This window comes from Rariglobus hedericola, assembly GCF_007559335.1.
Classification (GTDB): Bacteria; Verrucomicrobiota; Verrucomicrobiia; order Opitutales; family Opitutaceae; genus Rariglobus; species Rariglobus hedericola.
In genome coordinates, this window is record NZ_VMBG01000001.1 from 1,712,109 (window position 1) to 1,733,351 (window position 21,243).

Annotated in this window: 24 protein-coding genes; 15 read left to right on the forward strand and 9 right to left on the reverse strand. The window is 59.7% G+C overall.

What is annotated here, in order from left to right; genetic code table 11:
- The first annotated feature begins 20 nt into the window (after nt 1-20).
- Genes FPL22_RS07530 through FPL22_RS17695 form a run of 8 tightly spaced genes read left to right on the forward strand, consistent with a single transcriptional unit; the run spans nt 21 to nt 6,063 of the window.
- Nucleotides 21-2,057 carry an alpha-ketoacid dehydrogenase subunit alpha/beta gene (locus tag FPL22_RS07530; RefSeq protein WP_144229477.1) on the forward strand — a complete coding sequence of 679 codons (2,037 nt, stop codon included), beginning with the start codon at nt 21-23 and terminating at the stop codon, nt 2,055-2,057.
- Between the two features lie 8 nt (nt 2,058-2,065).
- Complete coding sequence (locus FPL22_RS07535; protein ID WP_144229478.1) at nt 2,066-2,578, forward strand: KdsC family phosphatase; 513 nt, start codon at nt 2,066-2,068, stop codon at nt 2,576-2,578.
- A complete protein-coding gene (locus FPL22_RS07540; protein ID WP_144229479.1) occupies nt 2,575-3,024 on the forward strand; it encodes a hypothetical protein in 450 nt (149 codons plus the stop codon). The genes FPL22_RS07535 and FPL22_RS07540 overlap by 4 nt, the downstream gene beginning before the upstream one ends.
- The gene (locus FPL22_RS07545) at nt 3,021-3,596 is read left to right on the forward strand and encodes an LptA/OstA family protein (protein WP_144229480.1); all 576 of its coding nucleotides are present in this window, start codon (nt 3,021-3,023) and stop codon (nt 3,594-3,596) included. The genes FPL22_RS07540 and FPL22_RS07545 overlap by 4 nt, the downstream gene beginning before the upstream one ends.
- Nucleotides 3,593-4,369, forward strand: coding sequence for an LPS export ABC transporter ATP-binding protein (gene lptB, locus FPL22_RS07550; RefSeq protein ID WP_144229481.1), 777 nt, complete (start codon nt 3,593-3,595; stop codon nt 4,367-4,369). The genes FPL22_RS07545 and lptB overlap by 4 nt, the downstream gene beginning before the upstream one ends.
- 16 nt (nt 4,370-4,385) lie before the next feature.
- Complete coding sequence (gene hprK, locus FPL22_RS07555; protein ID WP_144229482.1) at nt 4,386-5,390, forward strand: HPr(Ser) kinase/phosphatase; 1,005 nt, start codon at nt 4,386-4,388, stop codon at nt 5,388-5,390.
- 30 nt (nt 5,391-5,420) lie between these two features.
- Nucleotides 5,421-5,879: a GNAT family N-acetyltransferase gene (locus FPL22_RS07560; RefSeq protein WP_144229483.1), complete on the forward strand. Its 459-nt coding sequence runs from the start codon at nt 5,421-5,423 to the stop codon at nt 5,877-5,879.
- 25 nt (nt 5,880-5,904) lie between these two features.
- Entirely contained in the window at nt 5,905-6,063 is a 159-nt protein-coding gene (locus FPL22_RS17695; protein WP_162525227.1) for a hypothetical protein, read from the forward strand.
- A gap of 33 nt (nt 6,064-6,096) precedes the next feature.
- On the opposite strand, the gene FPL22_RS07565 is transcribed toward FPL22_RS17695, so the two are convergent.
- Nucleotides 6,097-7,011, reverse strand: coding sequence for a hypothetical protein (locus FPL22_RS07565; protein ID WP_144229484.1), 915 nt, complete (start codon nt 7,009-7,011; stop codon nt 6,097-6,099).
- A gap of 277 nt (nt 7,012-7,288) precedes the next feature.
- Here FPL22_RS07565 and FPL22_RS07570 point away from each other — a divergent pair, with 277 nt between their 5' ends.
- Nucleotides 7,289-7,921, forward strand: a complete 633-nt coding sequence (locus FPL22_RS07570; protein WP_144229485.1) for a superoxide dismutase — start codon at nt 7,289-7,291, stop codon at nt 7,919-7,921.
- A gap of 78 nt (nt 7,922-7,999) precedes the next feature.
- Here the strand turns inward: FPL22_RS07570 and FPL22_RS07575 are convergent, their stop codons facing one another.
- Nucleotides 8,000-9,208, reverse strand: coding sequence for a PD40 domain-containing protein (locus tag FPL22_RS07575; RefSeq protein WP_144229486.1), 1,209 nt, complete (start codon nt 9,206-9,208; stop codon nt 8,000-8,002).
- 89 nt (nt 9,209-9,297) lie between these two features.
- On the opposite strand from FPL22_RS07575, the gene FPL22_RS07580 reads away from it, so the two are divergent.
- Together FPL22_RS07580 and FPL22_RS07585 are read left to right on the forward strand one after the other, a co-directional pair.
- Nucleotides 9,298-10,383, forward strand: coding sequence for an Mrp/NBP35 family ATP-binding protein (locus FPL22_RS07580; RefSeq protein WP_144229487.1), 1,086 nt, complete (start codon nt 9,298-9,300; stop codon nt 10,381-10,383).
- 252 nt (nt 10,384-10,635) lie between these two features.
- A complete protein-coding gene (locus FPL22_RS07585; RefSeq protein WP_144229488.1) occupies nt 10,636-10,914 on the forward strand; it encodes a hypothetical protein in 279 nt (92 codons plus the stop codon).
- A 152-nt stretch (nt 10,915-11,066) separates the two neighbouring features.
- Here the strand turns inward: FPL22_RS07585 and rpmG are convergent, their stop codons facing one another.
- The 4 genes from rpmG to FPL22_RS07605 all read right to left on the reverse strand — a co-directional run bounded on the left by rpmG (nt 11,067) and on the right by FPL22_RS07605 (nt 14,202).
- Nucleotides 11,067-11,234, reverse strand: a complete 168-nt coding sequence (gene rpmG / locus FPL22_RS07590) for a 50S ribosomal protein L33 (RefSeq protein WP_144229489.1) — start codon at nt 11,232-11,234, stop codon at nt 11,067-11,069.
- Nucleotides 11,235-11,326: 92 nt separating this feature from the next.
- On the reverse strand, nt 11,327-12,685 hold the full coding sequence (locus tag FPL22_RS07595; RefSeq protein ID WP_144229490.1) for a diadenylate cyclase: 1,359 nt from the start codon (nt 12,683-12,685) through the stop codon (nt 11,327-11,329).
- A 35-nt stretch (nt 12,686-12,720) separates the two neighbouring features.
- Nucleotides 12,721-13,095 carry an NADH-quinone oxidoreductase subunit A gene (locus tag FPL22_RS07600; RefSeq protein ID WP_238991338.1) on the reverse strand — a complete coding sequence of 125 codons (375 nt, stop codon included), beginning with the start codon at nt 13,093-13,095 and terminating at the stop codon, nt 12,721-12,723.
- Nucleotides 13,096-13,149: 54 nt separating this feature from the next.
- Complete coding sequence (locus tag FPL22_RS07605) at nt 13,150-14,202, reverse strand: DUF362 domain-containing protein (RefSeq protein ID WP_144229492.1); 1,053 nt, start codon at nt 14,200-14,202, stop codon at nt 13,150-13,152.
- Nucleotides 14,203-14,325: 123 nt separating this feature from the next.
- Here FPL22_RS07605 and dnaG point away from each other — a divergent pair, with 123 nt between their 5' ends.
- From dnaG to FPL22_RS07625, 4 genes are all read left to right on the forward strand, one after another.
- Nucleotides 14,326-16,197 (forward strand): DNA primase, encoded by a 1,872-nt coding sequence (gene dnaG, locus FPL22_RS07610; protein ID WP_144229493.1) that lies wholly within the window; start codon nt 14,326-14,328, stop codon nt 16,195-16,197.
- A 25-nt stretch (nt 16,198-16,222) separates the two neighbouring features.
- Nucleotides 16,223-18,025 carry an RNA polymerase sigma factor RpoD gene (gene rpoD / locus FPL22_RS18140; RefSeq protein WP_144229494.1) on the forward strand — a complete coding sequence of 601 codons (1,803 nt, stop codon included), beginning with the start codon at nt 16,223-16,225 and terminating at the stop codon, nt 18,023-18,025.
- Nucleotides 18,026-18,031: 6 nt separating this feature from the next.
- Complete coding sequence (locus FPL22_RS07620; RefSeq protein WP_144229495.1) at nt 18,032-18,418, forward strand: hypothetical protein; 387 nt, start codon at nt 18,032-18,034, stop codon at nt 18,416-18,418.
- 78 nt (nt 18,419-18,496) lie between these two features.
- On the forward strand, nt 18,497-18,748 hold the full coding sequence (locus FPL22_RS07625) for a Sec-independent protein translocase subunit TatA/TatB (RefSeq protein WP_144229496.1): 252 nt from the start codon (nt 18,497-18,499) through the stop codon (nt 18,746-18,748).
- 152 nt (nt 18,749-18,900) lie between these two features.
- Here FPL22_RS07625 and FPL22_RS07630 read toward each other — a convergent pair whose 3' ends face one another.
- The 3 genes from FPL22_RS07630 to FPL22_RS07640 are packed head-to-tail and all read right to left on the reverse strand — an operon-like array spanning nt 18,901 to nt 21,148.
- Nucleotides 18,901-20,241, reverse strand: a complete 1,341-nt coding sequence (locus tag FPL22_RS07630; protein WP_144229497.1) for a DNA-binding transcriptional response regulator — start codon at nt 20,239-20,241, stop codon at nt 18,901-18,903.
- Between the two features lie 51 nt (nt 20,242-20,292).
- Nucleotides 20,293-20,838, reverse strand: a complete 546-nt coding sequence (locus FPL22_RS07635; protein WP_144229498.1) for a hypothetical protein — start codon at nt 20,836-20,838, stop codon at nt 20,293-20,295.
- Between the two features lie 13 nt (nt 20,839-20,851).
- A complete protein-coding gene (locus tag FPL22_RS07640) occupies nt 20,852-21,148 on the reverse strand; it encodes a hypothetical protein (protein WP_144229499.1) in 297 nt (98 codons plus the stop codon).
- Between the last annotated feature and the right edge of the window lie 95 nt (nt 21,149-21,243).

Sequence of the window (21,243 nt, forward strand, 5' to 3'; positions counted from 1 at the left end):
CCCACCGTCACGGCCTAGACATGGCCTTTCCCACACCTCCTGCCATCCTCTCCGAGCGCGACCTCAACGCCTCCGAGCTCAATTCTCCCGCCGCCCTCCTGCGTATCTATGCGTGGATGCACCTCGCCCGCACCGGCGACAACCGCATCCTCGACCTCTTTCGCCAGGGCTTGATCAAGGGCACCGTCACCGGCGGTCAGGGCAACGAGGCCATGATCATCCCCTTGATCCTGCTCGCCGACAAAGCCATCGACGCGGTCTCGTTCACCCACCGCGATTTCGGCGGACACCTGATCTGGAGCGATCATCTCTGCGAGCACCTGAACCAGTATTTTGCCAACGCCGACAGCCCGACGAAAGCCCGGGAGGGCAACGTCCACCACGGCGACGTCAAAAACCGCTCTCTGCCGATGATCTCCCATCTCGGCTCCATGTTGTCACACGTCCTCGGCGTAACCGACTCCCAACGCCGACACGGCAAACCCGCCGTCGGCTTCACTTTCTTCGGCGACGGTGGATCCAGCACCGGCGACATCCACGAGTCCCTCAACCTGGCGTCCGTCCTCTCGCTCCCGATCGTCTTCGTTATCGAGAACAACAAATACGCCTACTCGACCCCCGTCAGCGAGCAGTTCACCGCCGGCACCGAGCTCTACCAACGCGCCGCCGGCTACGGCATGGAGGGCTTCTCCATCGACACCACGTCGGGCGACATGGTCGCGATCACCAACACGCTCGCCGCCGCCATCGAGAAGGTCCGCACCACGTCGCGCCCCGTCCTCATCGAAGCCCATATCCTGCGTATGCGCGGACACGCCGCTTACGACACCTGCGACTACCTTGTCCCCGGTGAACTCGACGCGATCCTCGCACAAGATCCGCTCCCCAAGTTCCGAGCCAAACTCGTTGCCGACGGCCACACCGCCGCCGTCGATAAAATCGACGCCGACATCCACGCCTGGCTCGAAGCCTGTATCCAGGTTTCGCTACACGTCCCCCGCCCCGTCGCCGACGCCTCCCTCCTCGCCGATGTCTTCGCCCCTGAAGCCCCCGCGATCCCGTGGAAGCCCGTCCCCGCCGCGACCGAACAGCTCACCTTCGCCCAAGCGATCACCACCGCCCTGCGCAAAGTCCTCTCCGAAGACCCGCGCTCCCTGATCCTCGGCCAGGACATCGGCACCTACGGCGGTGCCTTCAAGGTCACCGACGGTCTTCTGAAGGACTTCGGTCGCGCCCGCGTTTTCAACACGCCGCTCGCCGAAAGCGCCTGCACCGGCTGGGCCATCGGCCTCGCCATCAACGGACACCGCCCCATCGAGGAATTCCAATTCGCCGACTTCTCCACTGAAGCCGTCACCCAGATCACCCTCAACGCCGCGACCTACCACTTCCGCTCCGGCGCCGCCGTTCCGCTGGTCTTCCGTCTCCCCTGCGGCGGTGGCCTCACCATGGGCTCCTTTCACTCGCAGGAACTCGAGTCGCTCTTCCTCTCGATGCCTGGTCTCAAGGCGATTTATCCGAGCACACCGCAAGATGCCTTCAACGCCATCCTCGCCGCCTACGAAGACAACAACCCCGTTCTCATCTTCGAACACAAGGGCCTCTACCGCCGCGGCAAACACCCCGTCACGTGGGACAAAAACTACCGCGACGTCTGGCAGCCCAAGCTCCTCCGCTCCGGCACCTACGCGACGTTTGTCACCTACGGCGAGATGACCATCCCCGCCGCCGAAGCCTGCGCGTATTTCGAATCCGAATACGAAAAATCCTTCGACCTCTTCGACCTCCGCGGACTCGCCCCGCTCAACCTCGAGGCCATCAAAGCCTCCCTCGAGCGCACTCACCGCCTGATCGTCCTCCACGAAGGCCGCCGCACCCACGGCTTCGGCGCAGAATTGGTCGCCCGCCTCACCGAAGAACACTTCTTCAGCCTGGAGGCTGCCCCCCTCCGCATCGCGTCCGCCGACATGCCCGTCCCCTTCGCCCCCGAGCTGGAACTCGCCTACCGCCCCACCCGCGAAAAACTCATCGAACAAATCGCCGCCTGGATCGGCTGATTCGCCAAATGAAAGCCCTTATCCCTCCCGCCCGCTGGGCTGCCATCCGTCTCTTCGCCATGGATGTCGATGGCATTCTCACCGACGGCACCATCCACGTCTCCTCCGACGGCGTGGAAACCAAGACATTCTCCATCCTCGACGGTATGGGTCTCGTCCAGCTTCGCAAAGCCGACGTCATCACCGCGTGGATCAGCGGACGCGCCTCGGGCGCCACCTCCGTCCGCGCCGAGGAGCTCAAGATTCCCCATCTCGTCCAAGGTCGCGTCGACAAAATCACCGCCCTCAAGGAACTCGCCGCCACGCTCAAACTCACCGCCGACCAGATCGTTTACATGGGTGACGACGACATCGACACCGCCGCCATTGCGTGGGCTGGCATCGGCGTGAGCGTCCCCGACGCCATGCCCTCGCCTTTCACCGCCGCCGATTACATTACCCGCCGCCCCGCTGGAAAAGGCGCCGTGCGAGAAGTCTGTGAACATATCCTCGCCGCCCGTGGTCACACCCCTCACGCGTGAAACGCCTGCTCTTCCTTTTTCTGCTGCCCGCCCTCGCCCTTCCGGTCTGCGCCCAAAGCCTTACCTCCAAGGTAAAGACCAGCGCGCCCATTAAAGACTTCCGCCTGCCATCCTTCGACAAGAACGGCAAACGCTCCATATTTATGCGAGCCGGCGAAGCGCTTATTGTCAGCCCCACGCGCATCGACGTGAAGGACATGCAACTCACATCGTTCACCAAAGACGGCACCGGCGCCTTCGACACCGTCATCCTCGCCCCGTCCGCCACGTTTATCCCCGTCAAAGACAAAGAATTCGTGAGCGGCAACGAATCCGTGCGCCTCATTCGCGAAAACCTCGAGGTCACCGGCGAGCAGTGGTCCTACAACCATCCCGAGAAAAGAGTTTTGATCGGCAACAACGCCCGCGTCACGTTCCAGGACGAGCTTAAAGACATCATCAAATGAACCTTATCCGCCGCATACTTTGCCTGTCTTCGCTCCCGCTGCTCCTCGCAACGGCCCGCGCCCAGACCCCGCCCGCCGCCATCATCCCCACGGTCATCACCAGCACCAAGATGGAGATGTGGAGCACCGACACCGAGACCCGCTCCGTCTTCCAGCAAAACGTCGTCGTCACAGGTAACAACATCAAGATCACCTGCGACAACCTCGACGTCACCGCCACCCGTCTCGACGACCCGAAGAACAAAGGCGCCACCGTCGGCACCTTGGAAAAATTCAAGACCCTCGTGGCCACTGGCAACGTCCACATCGTCCAAGGCGACCGCGAGGTCACCTGTGGCCGCGCCGAGGTCTTCCCAGCCGAAGACCGCGTCGTCCTCACCGAAAAACCCGTCGTGATCGACAGCTCGGGGCCCTACGTCGCCACCGGCACGCGCATCGTGCTCCTGCGTGGCGAACGCCGCCTCTTTGGCGACAACATCAAACTCCAGGGCCCGCCCATCCGCGACCTCGGTTTCGACAAGAACAAGCCCGTCCAAGCCCCCGCGCCCCTCCCCCGCCTCCCCAAGACATGAGCGCCTCCGCCGAAACCGCCCCGTCGCCTGCCGCCGACCTGCAGTCCTCGCGCTCTGAAATTCAGGCTGTAGGACTGGTCAAAAACTATGGCGAACGCGCCGTAGTCAACGGCATCGATCTCCGCGTGCACGCCGGTGAAATCGTCGGCCTGCTTGGCCCCAACGGTGCCGGCAAAACCACCACGTTCTACATGGTCGTGGGCCTCGTCCCCGCCACCCGTGGTCGTGTCCTCCTTGACGGACGTGACATCACTCATCTGCGCATGCACGAGCGCGCCCGCCTCGGTCTCGGTTATCTCCCGCAAGAGCCTTCTACCTTCCGCAAGCTGACCGTTACCGAAAACATTCTCGCCATCGCCGAGGCGATTAAGATCCCTCGTCGCGAACGTGCCGGCATCGTCAATTCGCACCTTGAGGAACTCCACCTCACGCATGTCGCGAAGCAGCCCGCTTACACGCTTTCCGGTGGCGAGCGCCGCCGCCTCGAAATCGCCCGCGCCCTCGTCACCAAGCCGAAGTTTCTGCTTCTCGACGAACCGTTCGCCGCCATCGATCCGATCTCGGTCTCCGAGGTCCAAAAAATCATCCTCCAGCTCAAAGCACGTGGCATCGGTGTCATCATCACCGACCACAACGTCCGCGAAACCCTCCGAATCGTCGATCGCGCCTACCTGATCCATCAAGGCCGCGTCCTCAGCGAAGGCACCGGCGCCTTCCTCATCAACGACCCGCAAGCCCGCGAATTCTACCTCGGCAAGGACTTCAACCTCTGAGCCAACTTTCTGAAAAATGCAAAAAGCCATCCACGGCATCACGGTCGCACACTTTGAGGACACCTATCGCGAGAAGCTCAAACTCGAGCTCATCTCCGGCGCCGAGGGCGTTCACCGCCTCATTCGTGAAGGCTCCATCAACCGCCCGTCGCTAGCGCTCACCGGCTTCTTCAAATATTTCGCTAATAAGCGCATTCAAGTTCTCGGCGCCGCCGAGATGACGTTCTTCAAAACCCTCCCTCCCGAGAAGCAGACCGCCATCCTCACCGAGATGGTCGATCGCAACGTTCCTTGCCTCGTCCTCACGCGCAATTTCCACCCCACGCCCGCGATGGAGCAGATCTCCCGCGAACGGAAGCTGCCCATTTTCCGCACGCCGATGATCACCATGAACTGGGTGAATCTGGCCACGCTGTGCATCGACAACGAGTTCGCCCCGTCCTCGACCGAACACGCCACCACCCTCGATGTGAAGGGCGTCGGCGTCATGCTGCGCGGCGACTCCGGCGTAGGCAAAAGCGAATGCGCCCTCGCCCTCATCGAGCGCGGTCACTCCCTAGTCGCCGACGACCTCACCGTCATCAAGCTCCTTGACGAGCGTGATCTCATCGCCTCCAGCCGTCCGCTCAATCGCGGCTACATGGAGTGCCGCGGCATCGGCATCATCAACATCGCCGAAATGTTCGGCGTGAAGAGTGTGCGCGTGGAGCAACGCATCGACATGGTCGTCTCCCTCAAGGAATGGACGCCCGACGCCATCGAGGAGCGCACCGGCCTCGAGGAAAACCACTACGAAATCCTCGGCATGAGCATCCCGCACGTGGAGCTCTATGTGCGCCCCGGCCGTGACATCGCCCGCCTCGTCGAAGTCGCCGCCCTGGTGCAAGCCCTCAAGAAAATCGGCCACGATCCCGCTAAGACTTTCAATGACCGCCTGATCGAATTCATGGCCAAACAATCCGAGGAAAAACCTCGCGTCATCAAACCCGTCGAACGCTCCCGCCCTCCGTTCGCGTCCTGATCGGCGGCTTCCGCTTCCGTCCCGATTATCATGGCCGCCGACGCACTTCACCATCGGCCCGCCGGTCCGGAAGATGAAGAGATCGTGTTCATGCTCATGCGTGAATTCTACACGGAAGAACACTTGGTTTTCGACGAGCTGCTCACCCTCCGCGCTGTTCGTGAACTTATCGCCCAGCCGGCGCTCGGTCTGATTATCTTACTCGAATCCGCCGGCACCGTGGCCGGCTACTTCACGCTCACGTTCGGCTTCAGCTTGGAATTTCACGGACGTTTCGCGCTCCTCGATGAACTCTATCTGATTCCATCCGCCCGCGGCCGCGGATGGGGTAAACATTGCCTCACGTTGGCTGCCGACACCGCACGTGCCCGCGACGTCGCCACCCTGCGGCTCGAGGTCAATCACGCCAACGCCCGCGCACGCTCCGTCTATCTCAAGGCCGGTTTTCAGGATAATCAGCGCGATATTTTCACGCAGTGGCTTCGCTAAATCCGCGCAGCGCCTTCGCGCCGTCATGAAACTCCTGATCTTCGTCTGCTCCACGCTCCTGAGCTATGTCGGCTGGTATCTCGGCGACCCACTCGGGTTCATCTGGGCGTTTTTCATCAGCAGCTTTGGCGCACTCCTTGGCGTTTACGTCGGCTGGAAACTGGCTCGTCACTTCGGGCTCTGATCAGAGTCCCGAAGCGACGCTTCAGGCAATGGCTCAAGCCATCGCAAACGAGGAATCGACCAAATAAGTGCGCTCGGTCTGCTCGACGACGGCACCGATGTGTTCGACGTCAACGCTGTGCGCCACCGCATGGGCATGAAGCTGGTTCCACGCGTCACGCACGTAGCTGTGGGTGCGGCCCGCATGTTCCTGCGCGGCATCCCGCACGCGGGCCCGCAAGGCATCGAGTTCGCGGGTGATAAGATCTTCGACCGCGGTGATCACGCGGGTGAACTCCGTTTGCGCGGCCACGGGCGGCAGGCTGGCGATCTGCGCCACGACGGCGGCATACGGCTCCTGCACAAGACGGGGCATCGGATCATTGAACACCGTTTTGCCCAAAAGTTTGTCGTGCTCTTCAGCGATGGCATTCGTGGCGACGATCTCGCCCTCGACCCTCAACGCCGCGGCGTGGGCATTGCTGATCGCCTCGTAGGTGCTGGGTGAAAACACCCCGCGCACGCGATCATAGCCCGCCGGCGCCATGTTACGCGCTGAGCCCAGCGCCTGGATAAACATATGGGCATGCTCCGTAAAACGCATGAGCGATTGCTCCCAATCCACCGAAAAATGTCCCGCGGCCAGACCCAGGCGATACTCCTCGCAATGAGTGCGCAGCCACTTCTCAAGCAACTCCTCGGACCGCGTCCGCAGGTGGTCGCTCAGATTTTTGTTAATCGCCAGAGCCTTGTCCAAGGCTGTGAGATCCTCCGAAGTGTCGCGCGAAGCGACTTTGAAAGCCACGCGTGTTTCCTTCGGACGTAAGAATAAAAAAGGCGGTTGGGTTGCCTTCACCGTTTCGAGACGCACCGCTTGCTCACGACGACTATGCTCCAACTCGCGTGCGCTGTGCTCCAGATAAGCACCACGAACGAGCATATCCTCCAAAGCACCGGGGATTTTGTGCACTGCTTCAGCTAAGTTAAAGGAACGCATAACGGTCTTTTACAATTTCCTTACATAGCATTTAGCCTACCAACGCTAGGTAATTTCCCCCAAAAGGCCTAAAATTGTCATTAATGACCAGTCGTCATAATGCAGGGTTATTGCACGCCGCTTCCTACATTAGTTTTAGTCAACGACCTACGGGAAATCCCCCAAAAAATCGTGCAAGGTTGACGATTTTGACCACGGCTCCCAAGTTGCTGCTCTTCTTTAGTCACATCATCTCAACCCGCGAATCATCATGGCTTACGAACTTCCAAAACTGGCTTACGCCTACGACGCCCTCGTCCCGCATATCGATGCCAAAACGATGGAAATCCATCATTCCAAGCATCATCAGGCTTATATCACCAATGTGAACAAAGCGTTGGCCGATGCCGGTGTCACCGCCGCCGACTGCGTATGCGACCTCATTTCTGATCTTTCCAAGGTCCCTGAATCCATCCGCGGCGCCGTTCGCAACAACGGTGGTGGCCACGCCAACCACTCTTTCTTCTGGACGATCATCGGTCCGGGCAAGGGCGGCGCCCCCAAGGGCAAACTCGCCGAGGCCATCACCGCCACGTTCGGCAGCTTCGACAAGTTCAAGGAAGAGTTCGCCAAGGCCGGCGCCACGCGCTTCGGCTCCGGCTGGGCCTGGCTCTACGTGACTGCCGACAAGAAAATCGCCGTCGGTTCCACCGCCAATCAGGACAGCCCCGTGATGGGCAAGGCCGTCGCCGGTATCGAAGGCAAGCCGGTCCTCGCCCTCGACGTCTGGGAGCACGCCTACTACCTCAACTACCAGAACCGCCGCCCCGATTACATCGCCGCCTTCTGGAACGTCGCCGACTGGGATGCCGCCGAGGAGAAATACCTCAAGGCCATCGCCTGAGTCCGACGCCCGTCGCCTTAAAAAACAACAAAGCCGCACCGGAATTCCGGTGCGGCTTTTTATTGGAGCTCGTTCGTCTTAACGAATCCAGACGCTCGCCTGGGAGGTCTGCTTGAGCTGCGGAGGGCTCAGTCGGGTGGTCTTGCCGGTTTCCGTATCAAGAATGCAAATACTGCGGCTGTTGGCGGCGCGCTCGGTGTAAACCAAGTGGCGGCCGTCGGCCAGCCAAGCCGGCTCCACTGCGTCCACCGGCGCCTTGGAAACAACCTTCGTGGGCGAGCGGCCCGCCAAATCATAGACGGCGATCTGATAACCGCGACCGATGCGCGTGGTGAACGCGATCTTGTTGGGATCGCCCAGGCTCCAGTCCGGCTCCGCGCAGTAGCCGCTGATGTTCGTCGGCAGACGCTGACCGGTGCCGCCCGCGGCCGGCATGACGTAGAGCTGCGGACCACCTGCGGCATCCGAAGTGAAAACGATCCGCGAGCCGTCCGGCGACCACGCTGGCGAGGCCTCGACCGAACCCGTGCGTGTGCGACGCGCCACGCCGCGGCCCTGCGCATTGCTCACGTAAATCTCAGGATTGCCTTCGCCGGAGAGCACCATCGCAACCTGCGAACCATTCGGACTGAAACGCGCGCCACTGTTGGTTCCTTTGAAGCTCACGAAGGTCGAACGCTGCATGCTATTTAGATCGAGCAGGAAGATGTCAGGAAAGCCCGACTTGTAGAAACTGGTATAAAGAATCTTGCCGCCATCCGGCGACCAGCGAGGACGGATAGCCTGGGCGTTGTCCTTGGTGATCTGGCGCACTTCGCCAAAGAAAAGATCGCCGGTGAAAACCTCCGACTTGCCTGAGTATTCGCTGATAAAAGCGAGACGCGAAGCGAAGATACCCTTGAGCCCGCTGGTGGCGGTGACCGCCGCATCCGCCGCACGGAAGAAGGCGTTGCGCGTGCTAGTTCCTTGGGCGACTTGGTTCAATGCCACCGCGCCAGCTTTCGTGACCGTGACCTGAACCTGATTGGCCGCGACCGCGGTAAACTTGATGTCGAAGGTGCCGCCGCTGGCCACGCGACGGTAGCGACCGTGGGCATTGAAGGCGAGATTGGCCAGACCATCGAGTTCGGTCGTGGAACCCGACACCGTTACCGAAATGGTCTTAAGATCAGCACGGATAACCACGTCGCCGAGGTTTCGGCTGGTTTGCGCCACAAGTGAAACCGAGGTAAAAGCGATGCCGGCCGCCAGCACGCGAAGAAATTTGTTAAGGGAAAAAGGGGACATGATAATTGCAGGGGAGCAGGGCATTTCTATTTACACCCCCTCCCCCCTTAACAACGTAAAACCTCCCGCGTTCCCATTTTTCTCATACCGTGACTCCCGAAGACATCAAAGAAGCCCTCAAGCAAGTAAAGTATCCCGGCTTCAGTCGCGACATCGTGTCGTTTGGACTGGTGCGCTCCGCCACACTTGATGGCGACACCGCCAAGGTTTCACTCACACTCACCACGTCCGACCCGAAAATCCCCCTGCACATCAAACAGGAGGTCGACAAGTGCCTGCGCGCCCTGCCGGGCGTTAAGGCCACCGTCATCGATCTGGCCGTCACGCCCGCACGCTCCGCCTCCGCACCCGGCGGCGGTAATCTCGGTGGCAACACCGCCGCGCCTAAAACCATCCAACACGCCGTCGCCATCGCCTCCGGCAAAGGCGGCGTCGGCAAGAGCACATTCGCCGTCAATCTCGCGTGCGCACTCGCCCAGTTGCTCACCGCCAAAGGCCGCCCGGGTCGCGTCGGCCTCATGGACTGCGATATCTACGGCCCGTCGGTTCCACTGATGATCGGCATCGAAGGTCGCCCCCAAGTCGAGGGCGACAGCCTCATCCCCATGGAGAATCACGGCGTGAAGGTCATGAGCATGGGCTTCCTCGTGGACGACAACACGCCCGTCGTCTGGCGCGGTCCGATGATCATGAAGACCATCCAGCAGTTCGTCCAAAACGTGAAATGGGGCGAGTTGGACATTCTGCTCGTCGATCTCCCGCCCGGCACCGGCGACGCCCAACTCTCGCTTGTGCAGACGCTCCCGCTCGACGGCGCCGTGCTCGTCACGACTCCGCAACCCGCCGCCACCAACGTGGCTCGCAAGGGCGGTCTCATGTTCCAAAAGGTCAACGTGCCGCTCTTGGGCGTAGCCGAAAACATGAGCTACTTCCTCGATCCCGCCGGACAAAAGCACGCCATCTTCGGCGAAGGCGGCGGCCAGAAAACCGCCGACTCCCTCGGCACCGTGCTGCTTGGCCAAGTGCCACTCATCCCTGAAATCCGTGCAGGTGGCGATGCCGGCAAACCCATCGTGGTCACCAATCCCGACAGCCCTGCCGCCTCAACTTTCCGGGAAATCGGCGAAGCCATTTTGCTCCAACTTTCCCGCAAGCCCATGCCCGCAACGAGCTAACGGGCTTCACTAAATTTGTAAGTAATAGGCAAGAAACCCGGTGGAGGTTGCAGGCATTGACAGACCCCGCCGTAAACTTAGCGTTTGTTCCAGACATGATGGAGATTTCGAAAAACGACACCTGCTTCTTTTTTCATTTCCCTTCCGCTTTGAGCCTCTCGTTTTCGCATCCATCCACCCAACCGAATCTCATTCGGTCACTGGAGAAACCAACCGCCTAAGCAGCTTTGCTGTATCACCGCCGTGGTCGCCATGCATTCTTCCCATCCTCACGAGTCCGACAAATCTTCCCGTGAATTCGTGAAGCAATCGAGCCTCTACCAGGAGTTCCTCGCGGAACGTGAAGAGATTCTCCGCCATAAATGGCTGGAATCAGAACGCCTGGGTCACGACATCGGCTTCGAACGCGCCTTGCTCGATTGGATCCGTAAACATCGCGAAAGCTGGCGCTCCGCCCGCCGCTCGCAACCCGCCTCATCCGCCGGCACGAACTCGCCTCACCCCAAAAAAGCGGTCGCCAGCCATCGCTAATCCCACCTCGGTTCACGTTTCTCCCACGCTCCACCCGACTTTTATCAGTCGGGTTTTTTCATGCCTTGATTAAGCCTGCACGGGGAGAAATCAGGGCATGAAAAAAGCCGACCCTCGCGGACCGGCTTTTGAAATTAGACGCGTAACTTACGTTACTTGATTTCCTTGTGAAGGGTGTGGCGCTTAAGGAAGGGGTTATACTTCTTCTTTTCGATGCGCTCGGTGACGGTCTTCTTGTTACGCTTGGTGAGGTAACGGGAAACGGGCTTACCCTCTTTACGGGCCTCGGTGCATTCCAGGGTGACGGTTTCTTGTGCCATGATGTTTAAATGTTGAAGGGTCAGACAAAAGCCTGCGCCCCGACCGGTGCAACCTCAAAGTTTACGCCCACGTAGCGTTACTTTCGACCGGCTCAGCCAGCCGCATCCATCTTCTTTTCCGTCAACGGCAGCATCACGCCACGGCGGAACAGGGTCACCTGCCCCGTGCTCGACGACACGACGATCGAGATGCACTCCGTCGCCACCGAGATCGCCGCCGCCGCTGCATGCCGGCTACCCAGCCCGCTCGGCAGGACATGGTCGCTGTCCGCCGCCTGGATCAGGCTGCCCGCCGAGGACACCACGCCGTCGCCACGAATAATGAACGCCCCGTCGATCGAGGAAAACTCCTTCACCGTCTCGTCCATGAACGGACTGAGGATATTGCGATCCTCCTCCTTGTATCCATAAAACGGATTCAAAACGAGCGGCTTGATCAGCTTCTCCACCTTGGCGGTGTCGCCCAGCACAAAAAGACAGCCCACCGGCTTTCCCTCGCGGCCTTCAACGGCCAGCTCGGTGGCGATGGCGATCACGCGCTCAAGCACCTCGGGCTTCACGTCATCAGGCATCAGGTCGGCGTGGCCGGTGAGCAGCGTCTGAAATTCGCGCTCCACATCGACGATCACGACCGTGTCGAACTGGTTGCTGCCAGCGATGCCGCCCACGCAACACACACGATCGCTGAACGAAATCATCTCGCGCGTCAGCGCCACAAACATCGCGCTGCGCAGTTGGGCGAGCCGGCGCTGTGAATACGAACGCACCTGGATCACACCGGCGAAATATTTATCGTCCTCCTCGAGCTCCACGAGGTTGCGCGTCACCAGGATCGTTTTGCTCTTGGGGAACCACGCACCCGGCTCGATGCCGCCGACAAAAACATCGCCAAAAACCATGATCGCACCGCAACCGGCACCCTTGGCGACCCGATCCGCTTCATGGATCATCAGGCGGTTGATGCGGTTTTGCTGGGCCTGCACCGGCTTCGCGAGAATGCCGCCGAATCCGGCGACCAACCGGTCAAACACATCATTCGTCGTCGCCTCCTGCATGACCGCGCGGACGAGTTCCTCGTCTTTCAACAGACGGGCGATCGAGGCCAGTAATTGCAGATAATCCCGCGCCTTGTCATCGGCCAGCAACATGAAGATCAGGTGGATCTTCTCATCATCGACGGTGTTCTCGTTGTGGATGCCCTCACGACTGCGGCCAATGGCGAGCACATAGCGGCGGCTCATTTTCACCCGCACGTGCGGCAACGCCACGCCCGAGCCGAGGTAAGTCGTCATCGTGCTCTCGCGCTGGAGCAAACCGCGCAGCAAAGCATCCGGCTTGAGATCGGAAAACTTGCTCGCAGACACCGCCAGAAGCTCGGTGAGAGCTCCTTTCATATCCGTGCTCCGCAAATCAATGATGCGGCTGCGGGCGATGATCTTGTCGAGTTTCATGGGGGTTAGCCTCGATCAAGTCGCGAGGTTCGCGATCACTTCTCCCACTCGAGCGCGCCCTTCTTCACTTCGTAGAACAGACCAAGGACGAGCACGCCGAAAAAGAAAAGGATCGGTCCGAGAATCGACAGGTTGTTGGCGAGGAAATCGCGATAGATGAACGCCCACGGAATCAGGAAAACCACCTCGATATCGAACAGGATGAACAGCATCGCGGTGACGTAAAACTTCACCGAGAAACGCGTGTGCAGGAGCGGCTCGACCTTCACGCCGCATTCGTAGGCGGTGTCGGTGATGGCGGTGCGTTTTTTACTACGCTCACCGAGCAAGTGACTCACACCGACAATCAAAACGGCCAAGCCGGTTGCCAGAATGAGTTGAATGAGAAGCGGCAGATACGCGTCGGACATAATTAGGCTTTAGAAATGGGCCGATGAGCTCGGGTGAGACAAGGGCATTTTACATCAATTCCCCACAGGCACGAACTTGGCGTCGCCCACTTTCCGCGATCCCACGCCGAGGATTGAAGCAAACTCGAGCGTGCGGATGTCATCCGACACCGGCTTAAAACCGTCGAGCACCCGGTAGCGGTTGATGCGTTCCAGCATCAGGGCATCGAGCAACACCGGATCCGTGCCCAGCCACAAACGCGGTTCGGAAATCGTGTAAAGCGAGTTGAACCAGGGTCCGCCGATGAATTGATAACGCTCCAGACTCGCCAGCGTAAACATCCACGTGCCACGCAATTCAGGGATGGCGCTCATTTCCGCCACCGCTGCCGGCGCGCTCGCCGGACTGCGGAAAAACCGCGCGGTATTCGATGCGTTCCACAATGTCGCGTTCACCAGCGCACCGTTTACACCCAGCACCGGGTGATCGGTGTAAACCGGCAGATTGATCCAAAAATCAGCATCTACAAAAAGCGGCGTCGCCAGAAAGCTTTTACGATCCTGCTCCAACGTCGTCTCGGAATCGAAGTTCTCGACGCTTTTCTGCGCCAGAATCGGATCGAAGCGCGAAGGCAACGGGCTGTCATAAAACCACACCGGATCGAAGTAACGTTCCGATTCGAGCACATAGACCGGATGCCCGTCGAAGGCAGACTTGCCTGTGACCAGCGACGGCAGATAGCCCGTAAACCGCAGCCGCTGCTGATTCAGGCCAACCAGAAAAATCTTATCCTTCGTGTAGCCCCGCCGCTCAAGCGCCGCGATCACCGCCTTGGTGAGCCCCAGCGGCGTGGCGAGCCCGGGACCGGAGTCGGCGTAAATTTTGAGGCCCACTTTGCCCTTCTCCCCCGGCACGAGTTTGTGCCCGACCGACACTTCAAAGCGTTCCATCAGCTGCTCGACCTGTCGTGCATAGACCGCATCGGAGAAGTCGCCCAATTTCGCCTCCCAGATCACCGGCGATACCGCCGGCGCCGCCGGAGCCGGAACCACGTCGGCGGCAAACAGCCGGACGGAGCCCGCGAGGAGCACCAGTGCACAATTAAACGCGAATCGAAAGTAGAGCATGGGAAAAGGAGCGGCCGGCGATCAGGGCATCGCTAACAGTCCAGCCCGCAGTTCTTGACAGACCCGACATGGGGGTAAAAGTGCAAACTTCGTCGCAGCTCCCTTCGCGACATCCGCCGATCCATGCCCGTCATCAAACCCACCTGTCTCCGCGATCTGAAGCTTCGCGTGAACATCGTCGATGTCGTGGGCCGGGTCGCCACCTTGCGCAAAGCCGGGTCTCGCTTCAAAGGCCTCTGCCCCTTTCACAACGAAAAATCGCCGTCCTTCCACGTCGATCCCGACAAGGGTTTCTACAAGTGCTTCGGTTGCGGAAAAGCGGGAGACATCATCAGCTTCGTCCGCGAAACCGAGCAGCTCACCTTCACCGAGGCCATCGAAACTCTCGGTAAACGCTTCAACGTTCCCATCGAATACGAGGAAGGCTCCGGCGGACCCAGTCGCGAGGAACGTTCGCTGCGCCAGGAGATTTTCGACATCCACGAAACCGCCGCCGAGCACTTTCACCAAGTATTCAAATCCGCCACGCTCACCGGCGACTGGATGCGCGATTATTGGACCGAAAAACGCCACTTCACCCACGAGATCTCCGACGAATTTAAAATCGGTGCCGCCGAGCCTACCGGCTCCGAACTCGCCGCCGCGTTACTCAAAAAAAAGCACTCCGAGGAAGCCCTCCGCCAATGCGGTCTCTTCTTTGTGCGCGATGGCGCGATGCTTAGTCTCAACTCCTTCAAATCCCGTTTCCGCGGACGCCTGATGATTCCCATCCGCGACCATCAGGGCCGCGTCGTGGCTTTTACCGCGCGTCAAACCGATCTGACCCCCGAAGACGATCCCGCCCGCGAAGCCAAATACGTCAACTCGCCCGAGACGCCGATTTTCACCAAGGGTAATCTGCTCTTCAACCTCGACCGCGCTCGGAGCAATGTCGGCGAAGGCAAACCGTTCGTCCTCGTCGAGGGTCAGCTCGATGCCCTGCGCAGCTGGAGCGTCGGCCTCAAGACCGCCATCGCGCCCCAAGGCACGTCGATCACCGAGGGACAGCTCGTCTTGCTTCGTCGCTATCACACGCAGGTTGAATGCTTTTTCGACGGCGACAGCGCCGGCCAAAAAGCCGCCCTGCGCTTCCTTCCAATGGCACTCAAAGCCGGCCTCGAAGTGCGCTTTCTCGGCGGTGCTACCGACACCAAGATCGATCCCGATTTGCTCTTCCTTGAAAAAGGTCTCGCCGGCTACGAGGAGGTCAAAAAATCCGCGCTGTCTTCGATGGCCTTTGCCTGCCGCGCCTTGTTGCCTTCACCCGAGACCGCCACTCCGGAGCAGAAGGCTCGTATCGCCACCGAGATTCACGCGCTCATCCTCAACGTCGAATCCGAGGTCGCCCGCTCCCAATTTCTCGCAGAAGCGGCCTCGATTCTCCGTCTGCCGCTTTCGGCCCTGCAAAAAGATTTTGATCACCAGCGCCTCCGCCATGACCGGCAGCAAACGGCCCGCCCCGCCCAACTTTCGTCCGAAGAACCGCTTGAGGTGCCTGCTCCCAAAATCGACACCCGCGACACGCCGGAGCATCACCTGCTCATTCTCATTCTTCACTTCGAGCAGTTGGGCGCTCCGCTCGGTCGGACGTTGCCGCACGAATGGATCGATCTGACCCACCCCGCCGGCGTGCTGCTCAACCGCTTTCTGGCTGAATTCGAACAGGATGCCTGGCCGGGCCGGGATCACTTGGACGATTTGCTGGAAACCGCCGAAGAACGCACACTCGTTGCATCATTACTTTTTGAGACACCTCAAATTGATGACCCCGCAAAAGTTGCGAATTTCGGATTGGCTCAACTTCAGAGCCGCCGGCTCGAACCCCGCATTCGCCAGATAGAACTTGCCCTAGCCAATACCACTGCGGACAGTAACGTTGACGCAAATTCTCTATTTAAGGAACTCCTAGATATCAAACGCCAGCTGCGCGCGCCTTTGAGGCTGCCCGCGGCTTAATTTATTTTCCCCGATTCACGATACCATGCCGCGCAAAGCCAAGTCCGCCGATACCGATTCCCACTCCGAAGCCGTCGAGGCCGCCATTGAACGCATCCGCCCCGCGTCGGGCGATGCGTCCGCTCCGGGCGTTGATCTCCCGGCCGGTGGTATTAACGACAAGATCCGCAACCTCATCCGTCTCTCGAAGGAACAGGGTTACCTGACCTTCGACGACATCAACGAGGCCCTGCCCGACTCCGTGGAAAACCAGGAGGAAATCGATAACGTCCTCTCGATTCTGCAGAATCTTGAAATCGAAATTCTCGAGCCCGATCAGGTCGAGGATTACAAGCAGCGCCAGGAAGAAGCCGAGGAAGAAGAGTCGCGCTCCTCGCAGCACGACATCCTCGACGACCCGGTTCGCATGTATCTCAAGCAGATGGGCCAGGTCCCCCTGCTCACCCGCGAACAAGAAGTTGAAATCTCCAAGCGTATCGAAAACGCCGAGCTCAAGGCCCAGACCGCCCTCTTTGAAACCGCGATCATCGGCAAATACATCGCCATCCTCGGTGCAAAGCTCATCAACCGCGAAGAGCGTTTTGACCGCATCGTCATCGACAAGAAAATCGAGAGCCGCGACGCCTATTTCAAAGGCCTGCCCAAGCTCGTCGAGCTCACCCAGAAAAACGAAGAGTCCGTCGCCGACTCGTGGGAAGAATACCTGAAGGCCCGCTCCGAGGCCGACCGCAAAAAGGTCCTCGCCAAGCACACCAAACGCGAAGCCACCCTGCGCGCGAATTTCTCCAAGTTTTATTTCAAGCTGAAGGTTTACGAAGAGTGGCTCGAAGCCCTCCAACCCGTCCTCAGCGAAATCGAACAGCTCCACCACCAGCTCGACCGCGCCAAGCACCCGAAGACCAAGAAGGATGCCGCCATCGACACGAAGGCGATCCAGGCCCGCATCAAACAGATCGAGGCCGAACAGCGTATCGCGCCGGCCGACCTGCAGCGCGTCGTCACCCAGACCAACGTCCACGTCCGCGAAGCCCACAAGGCCAAGACCGAGATGGTCGAGGCCAACCTTCGTCTCGTGATCTCCATCGCGAAGAAATACACGAACCGCGGCCTCTCGTTCCTCGACCTCATTCAAGAGGGCAACATGGGCCTCATGAAGGCCGTCGAGAAATTCGAATATCGCCGCGGCTACAAGTTCTCCACTTACGCCACGTGGTGGATCCGCCAGGCCATCACGCGCTCGATCGCCGACCAGGCCCGCACCATCCGTATTCCGGTGCACATGATCGAGACCTTGAACAAGGTCATGCAGGTCCAGAAGCAGCTCCTCCAGGAATTCGGCCACGAGCCAACGCCCGAGGAAGTCGCCGACGAAATGAACCTGCCAGTCGAGCGCGTGCAGCAGATCATGAAGATGGCGCAGCAGCCCATCTCCCTGCAGTCGCCCGTGGGCGATGGCGACGACACGTCCTTCGGTGACTTCATCGAGGACAAATCCGCCGAGAATCCCTACGACATGACCGCCTACTCGCTCCTTCGCGAGAAGATCATCGACGTGCTCGATTCCCTCACTGATCGCGAACGTCGCGTGCTCTCGCTGCGCTTCGGTCTGGTGGACGGTTACAGCCGCACGCTCGAGGAAGTCGGCAAGCAGTTTAAGGTGACCCGCGAACGTATCCGTCAGATTGAGGCCAAGGCGCTCCGCAAGATGCGTCACCCGACGCGCATTCGCCAGCTGCACGGCTTCTTCGACGCCGAGCAGATCGACAACGCGCAGAACCTGCTCAAGCAGGTTCAGGCCAACAAGCCGGTCATCCCGCAGCACCCCTGAGTCGCCATGCGACGCGCGCTCACCTTCGCGCTTTGCAGCGTCCTGCTCGGAGGCTGCGCGACCCGTGGCGGCAAATCAGCCGCCCCGGGTGGTGAGGCCAAAGGTGCGGAGCCCACGAAGGCATCCGTCACCGTTCCAGGCCCTGTCATGGTCGTCGGTCGCGTGATCGCGATCGATTCACGCAGCCTCTCGGTGATCGTCGAACTCGCGCCTTATGCCGTGATGCCTGCGAGTTATAACGGCAGTATTTTGATCGCCCGCCGCGATGATCTGCAACCGGTTGCCCGTCTCCAAGCTTCGGCCTATATCCGCGGGCGCACGCTTGGAACCCGTCTGTTGGCCGGTAATCCGCAAGTCGGTGACGAAGTGGTCTTCGCTCCCGTTGCTCCCTGATTGCACCCTGAGTGAGTAGCGCGCAAAAGCGCTTTCCACCTTGCTTCAACGCCCTGTCAGCCTAACCCTGTTGGCAATATGAACAGTCTCTCCACCACCGTAGCCGCCGTCTTTGGTTTGGGCGGCATGGAACTCTTTCTCATCCTCGCCGTAGTGATGTTGCTCTTCGGCGCGAAGAAGCTTCCCGAGCTCGCCAAGGGCCTCGGCAAGTCGATCAAGGAGTTCAAAAAAGCGTCCAACGAAACGGACAACGAAGACGAAGACGGCGAGCCTTCTGTAAAAAAACCCGTTTCCAAACCGGAGACCACCAAGACACACGGCTCCAACTAAGCCGTCTCACCGATCTGACTTCATAAAACGCGCCCTTTATCGGGCGCGTTTTTTTATTGGCCACGTGCTGGTTGAGCCGCGAGTGCTTCTAATAAACGCACGATATGCGGTGGTCAACCGACGACGGCCTACATCCCTGCCAGCGAGTTAACTCAACGCACCTTCGCGAGCAGTTCCTTCGCCGTCAGTCGACCGGTTGAGGCCGGCCTTTCGCTGCCGCCAAACGGAGGGTTCGTGCCCGCAATCACCGGCTTTAACAACGGCTGAGGCACCGGCACGGCCGCTGTGGCCACAGTCGTATCCAAGGACGTGGTGGTCGTCAGCGGAGGCGGCAGACCATTGTTCGAACGACCGGCCATGGCAGCCTCCCGCGTATTGAGGTAAGCCATGCTGACTTCACGACTCGGGCACTCCATGATCACTTGGCGCAAATAAGCGCAAAACTCATCGTGATTACCGCGCCACAGACGGCCGGCCAACCACTCCACCACGCCGGTCTTCATCGAACGCACGCGGTATTCGGGATAGATCGCAGTCAGGTCGAGCAGGAGTTTACGCGTAAGCGGCTCGATATCCGCCTTGCGATCGCGCAACGCCGGCAGTTTCACCACGACGGGAACCACAAACAACATCTCCTCGATAAACGGAAGATCGAGATTTCGTCCCTGATCGTCGCACTCGGCCACGGTAAAAACGAAGCGCAAGGGCCGGTCACGATCACGACGGCGTTTGGCCAGACGAAGAAAATCGAGCAGCTGCGCCTGTTGCGACGCAGGTAGCAACTCAAGGTCCCTGATCAAAAATGTGCGGGGAATCCCGTCATTCAGTCGATCAAGCGACGCAGCCGTGGCCAAACCCTCGGATGTGATCTCATGATGACCCAGCACGCACAGGTAGCCACTCGGGTCACCGCACATGGACTGGTATTCACGGGCGATAAGCTCAAATTCAGAGCCAGGCTCCCCTCTCAAAATGATGCCCAGCGATTCCTGACGCGCCTGCCAAAGCTGGCTGACGACCGCTCGCATGGCGGGACTACGGGCAACGATGTGCTGGGTGCGCTGGCCCGCGCCAGATTGTGCACCGGCTTGATCCGCGCCTTCATCCGCCGCCTCGGCCGCCGCCTCGATCTGCTGTGAATCGATCAGCTTGTGAATGGCCGAAATCGCCTTCTTCGGGTTGATCGGCTGCAACAACACTTCGCTGATACCCAGAGGGAAAAGCGGAATGATTTGTTCAACATCGTCCTTGTTCGCGATGAGCAGGATGCGGGTATCCGGCGAGAGATACCGGACCGTTTTGATAAAGCCCGCCATGTCCGTATTCGCATCCAGGGTGATCGCGCACAGATCATAGAAACGCGTCACCAGCACCCGCTGAAACTCATCGCTGTCGTGACACGAGGTGACTTGAGCGTCGCCGTCGGTCAGCAAAAGCGAAAAGAGACTGCGCAGGCGCGCATCAGGAATACAGAGCAGGGCTTGGGAGCTCATTCAGGCTTTCGAAAAATAAACACGGGGTGCGATGGCACCCCATGCGGAATATCAATAAGCGCGGCCGCGGAACATGCGGACGGTTTTGTGGACCTCGGTTGCAGGCGCGGCAGCAGCAGGTGCAACCGGCTCAGGCGCAATCGCCGCCGGAGGGAACGGAGGGGCGGAAAACGGCGTGGCGGTGGAACCCGTGGGAACACGGGCCGCGACGGCGACGGGAGCAGCCGCAACCGGAGACTCAGGGCTGAACTCAGCCAGGGCGGCCGGAGTCAGGTGCTTCAGGGCCATGTTGGTGACCATGCGCGTCGAGGCGAAATTCGCGGTCTCGGCGGCCATGACCAGCAACACGGCTTGGTCGGTGCGACGGAAGAGAATCCACTTCTCCGAAAAACGGAGCAGGTAGTCGTCACATGGGAGGAAGTTTTCATCCATCGTCTCGTAGAGCGCGGTGATGCGGCGCAGGGCGTCGGCAAACACCTCGGGGGAAAGGAAGGAGGGCATCCGGTTCAAGAACACCTGACCGGAAAGGCCGAAGAGGCACACGCCATCCACGCCGGGAATATCCAAAACGTTATCAAAAACCTTATTAAGGACCATGACGGGTAATAAATTAGCTGATGTTGAGAATAACGCGCATCTGGGTGACGATCTCATTCACGCGGGCGCGGGAGTTTAGAATCACGCCGACCACCTCGTTATTGAGGGGGATGCAAACCACGGTGAGTGACTTGCCTTGGATTTGCGCCTCATGGAAGTGCTCGAGCCCGAAGGACTCGCCGATGAGCACTGCGATTTGTTGGAAGTAAACGATGACGTTGGCCAGGACATCGACTTCGTTGCCTTCCTGCTCGATGACATCACCGGCCTCTGAACAGCGGACATACCCAATAACATTGGGAGCCTGCATGATTTGGTTAATAGCTAGATTGTTTCCCATAATGAGATGGTGTGTTCTGGGCAATATACCACGTCGCGTGCCAGCTAGGCTCATTCAGGCCATTT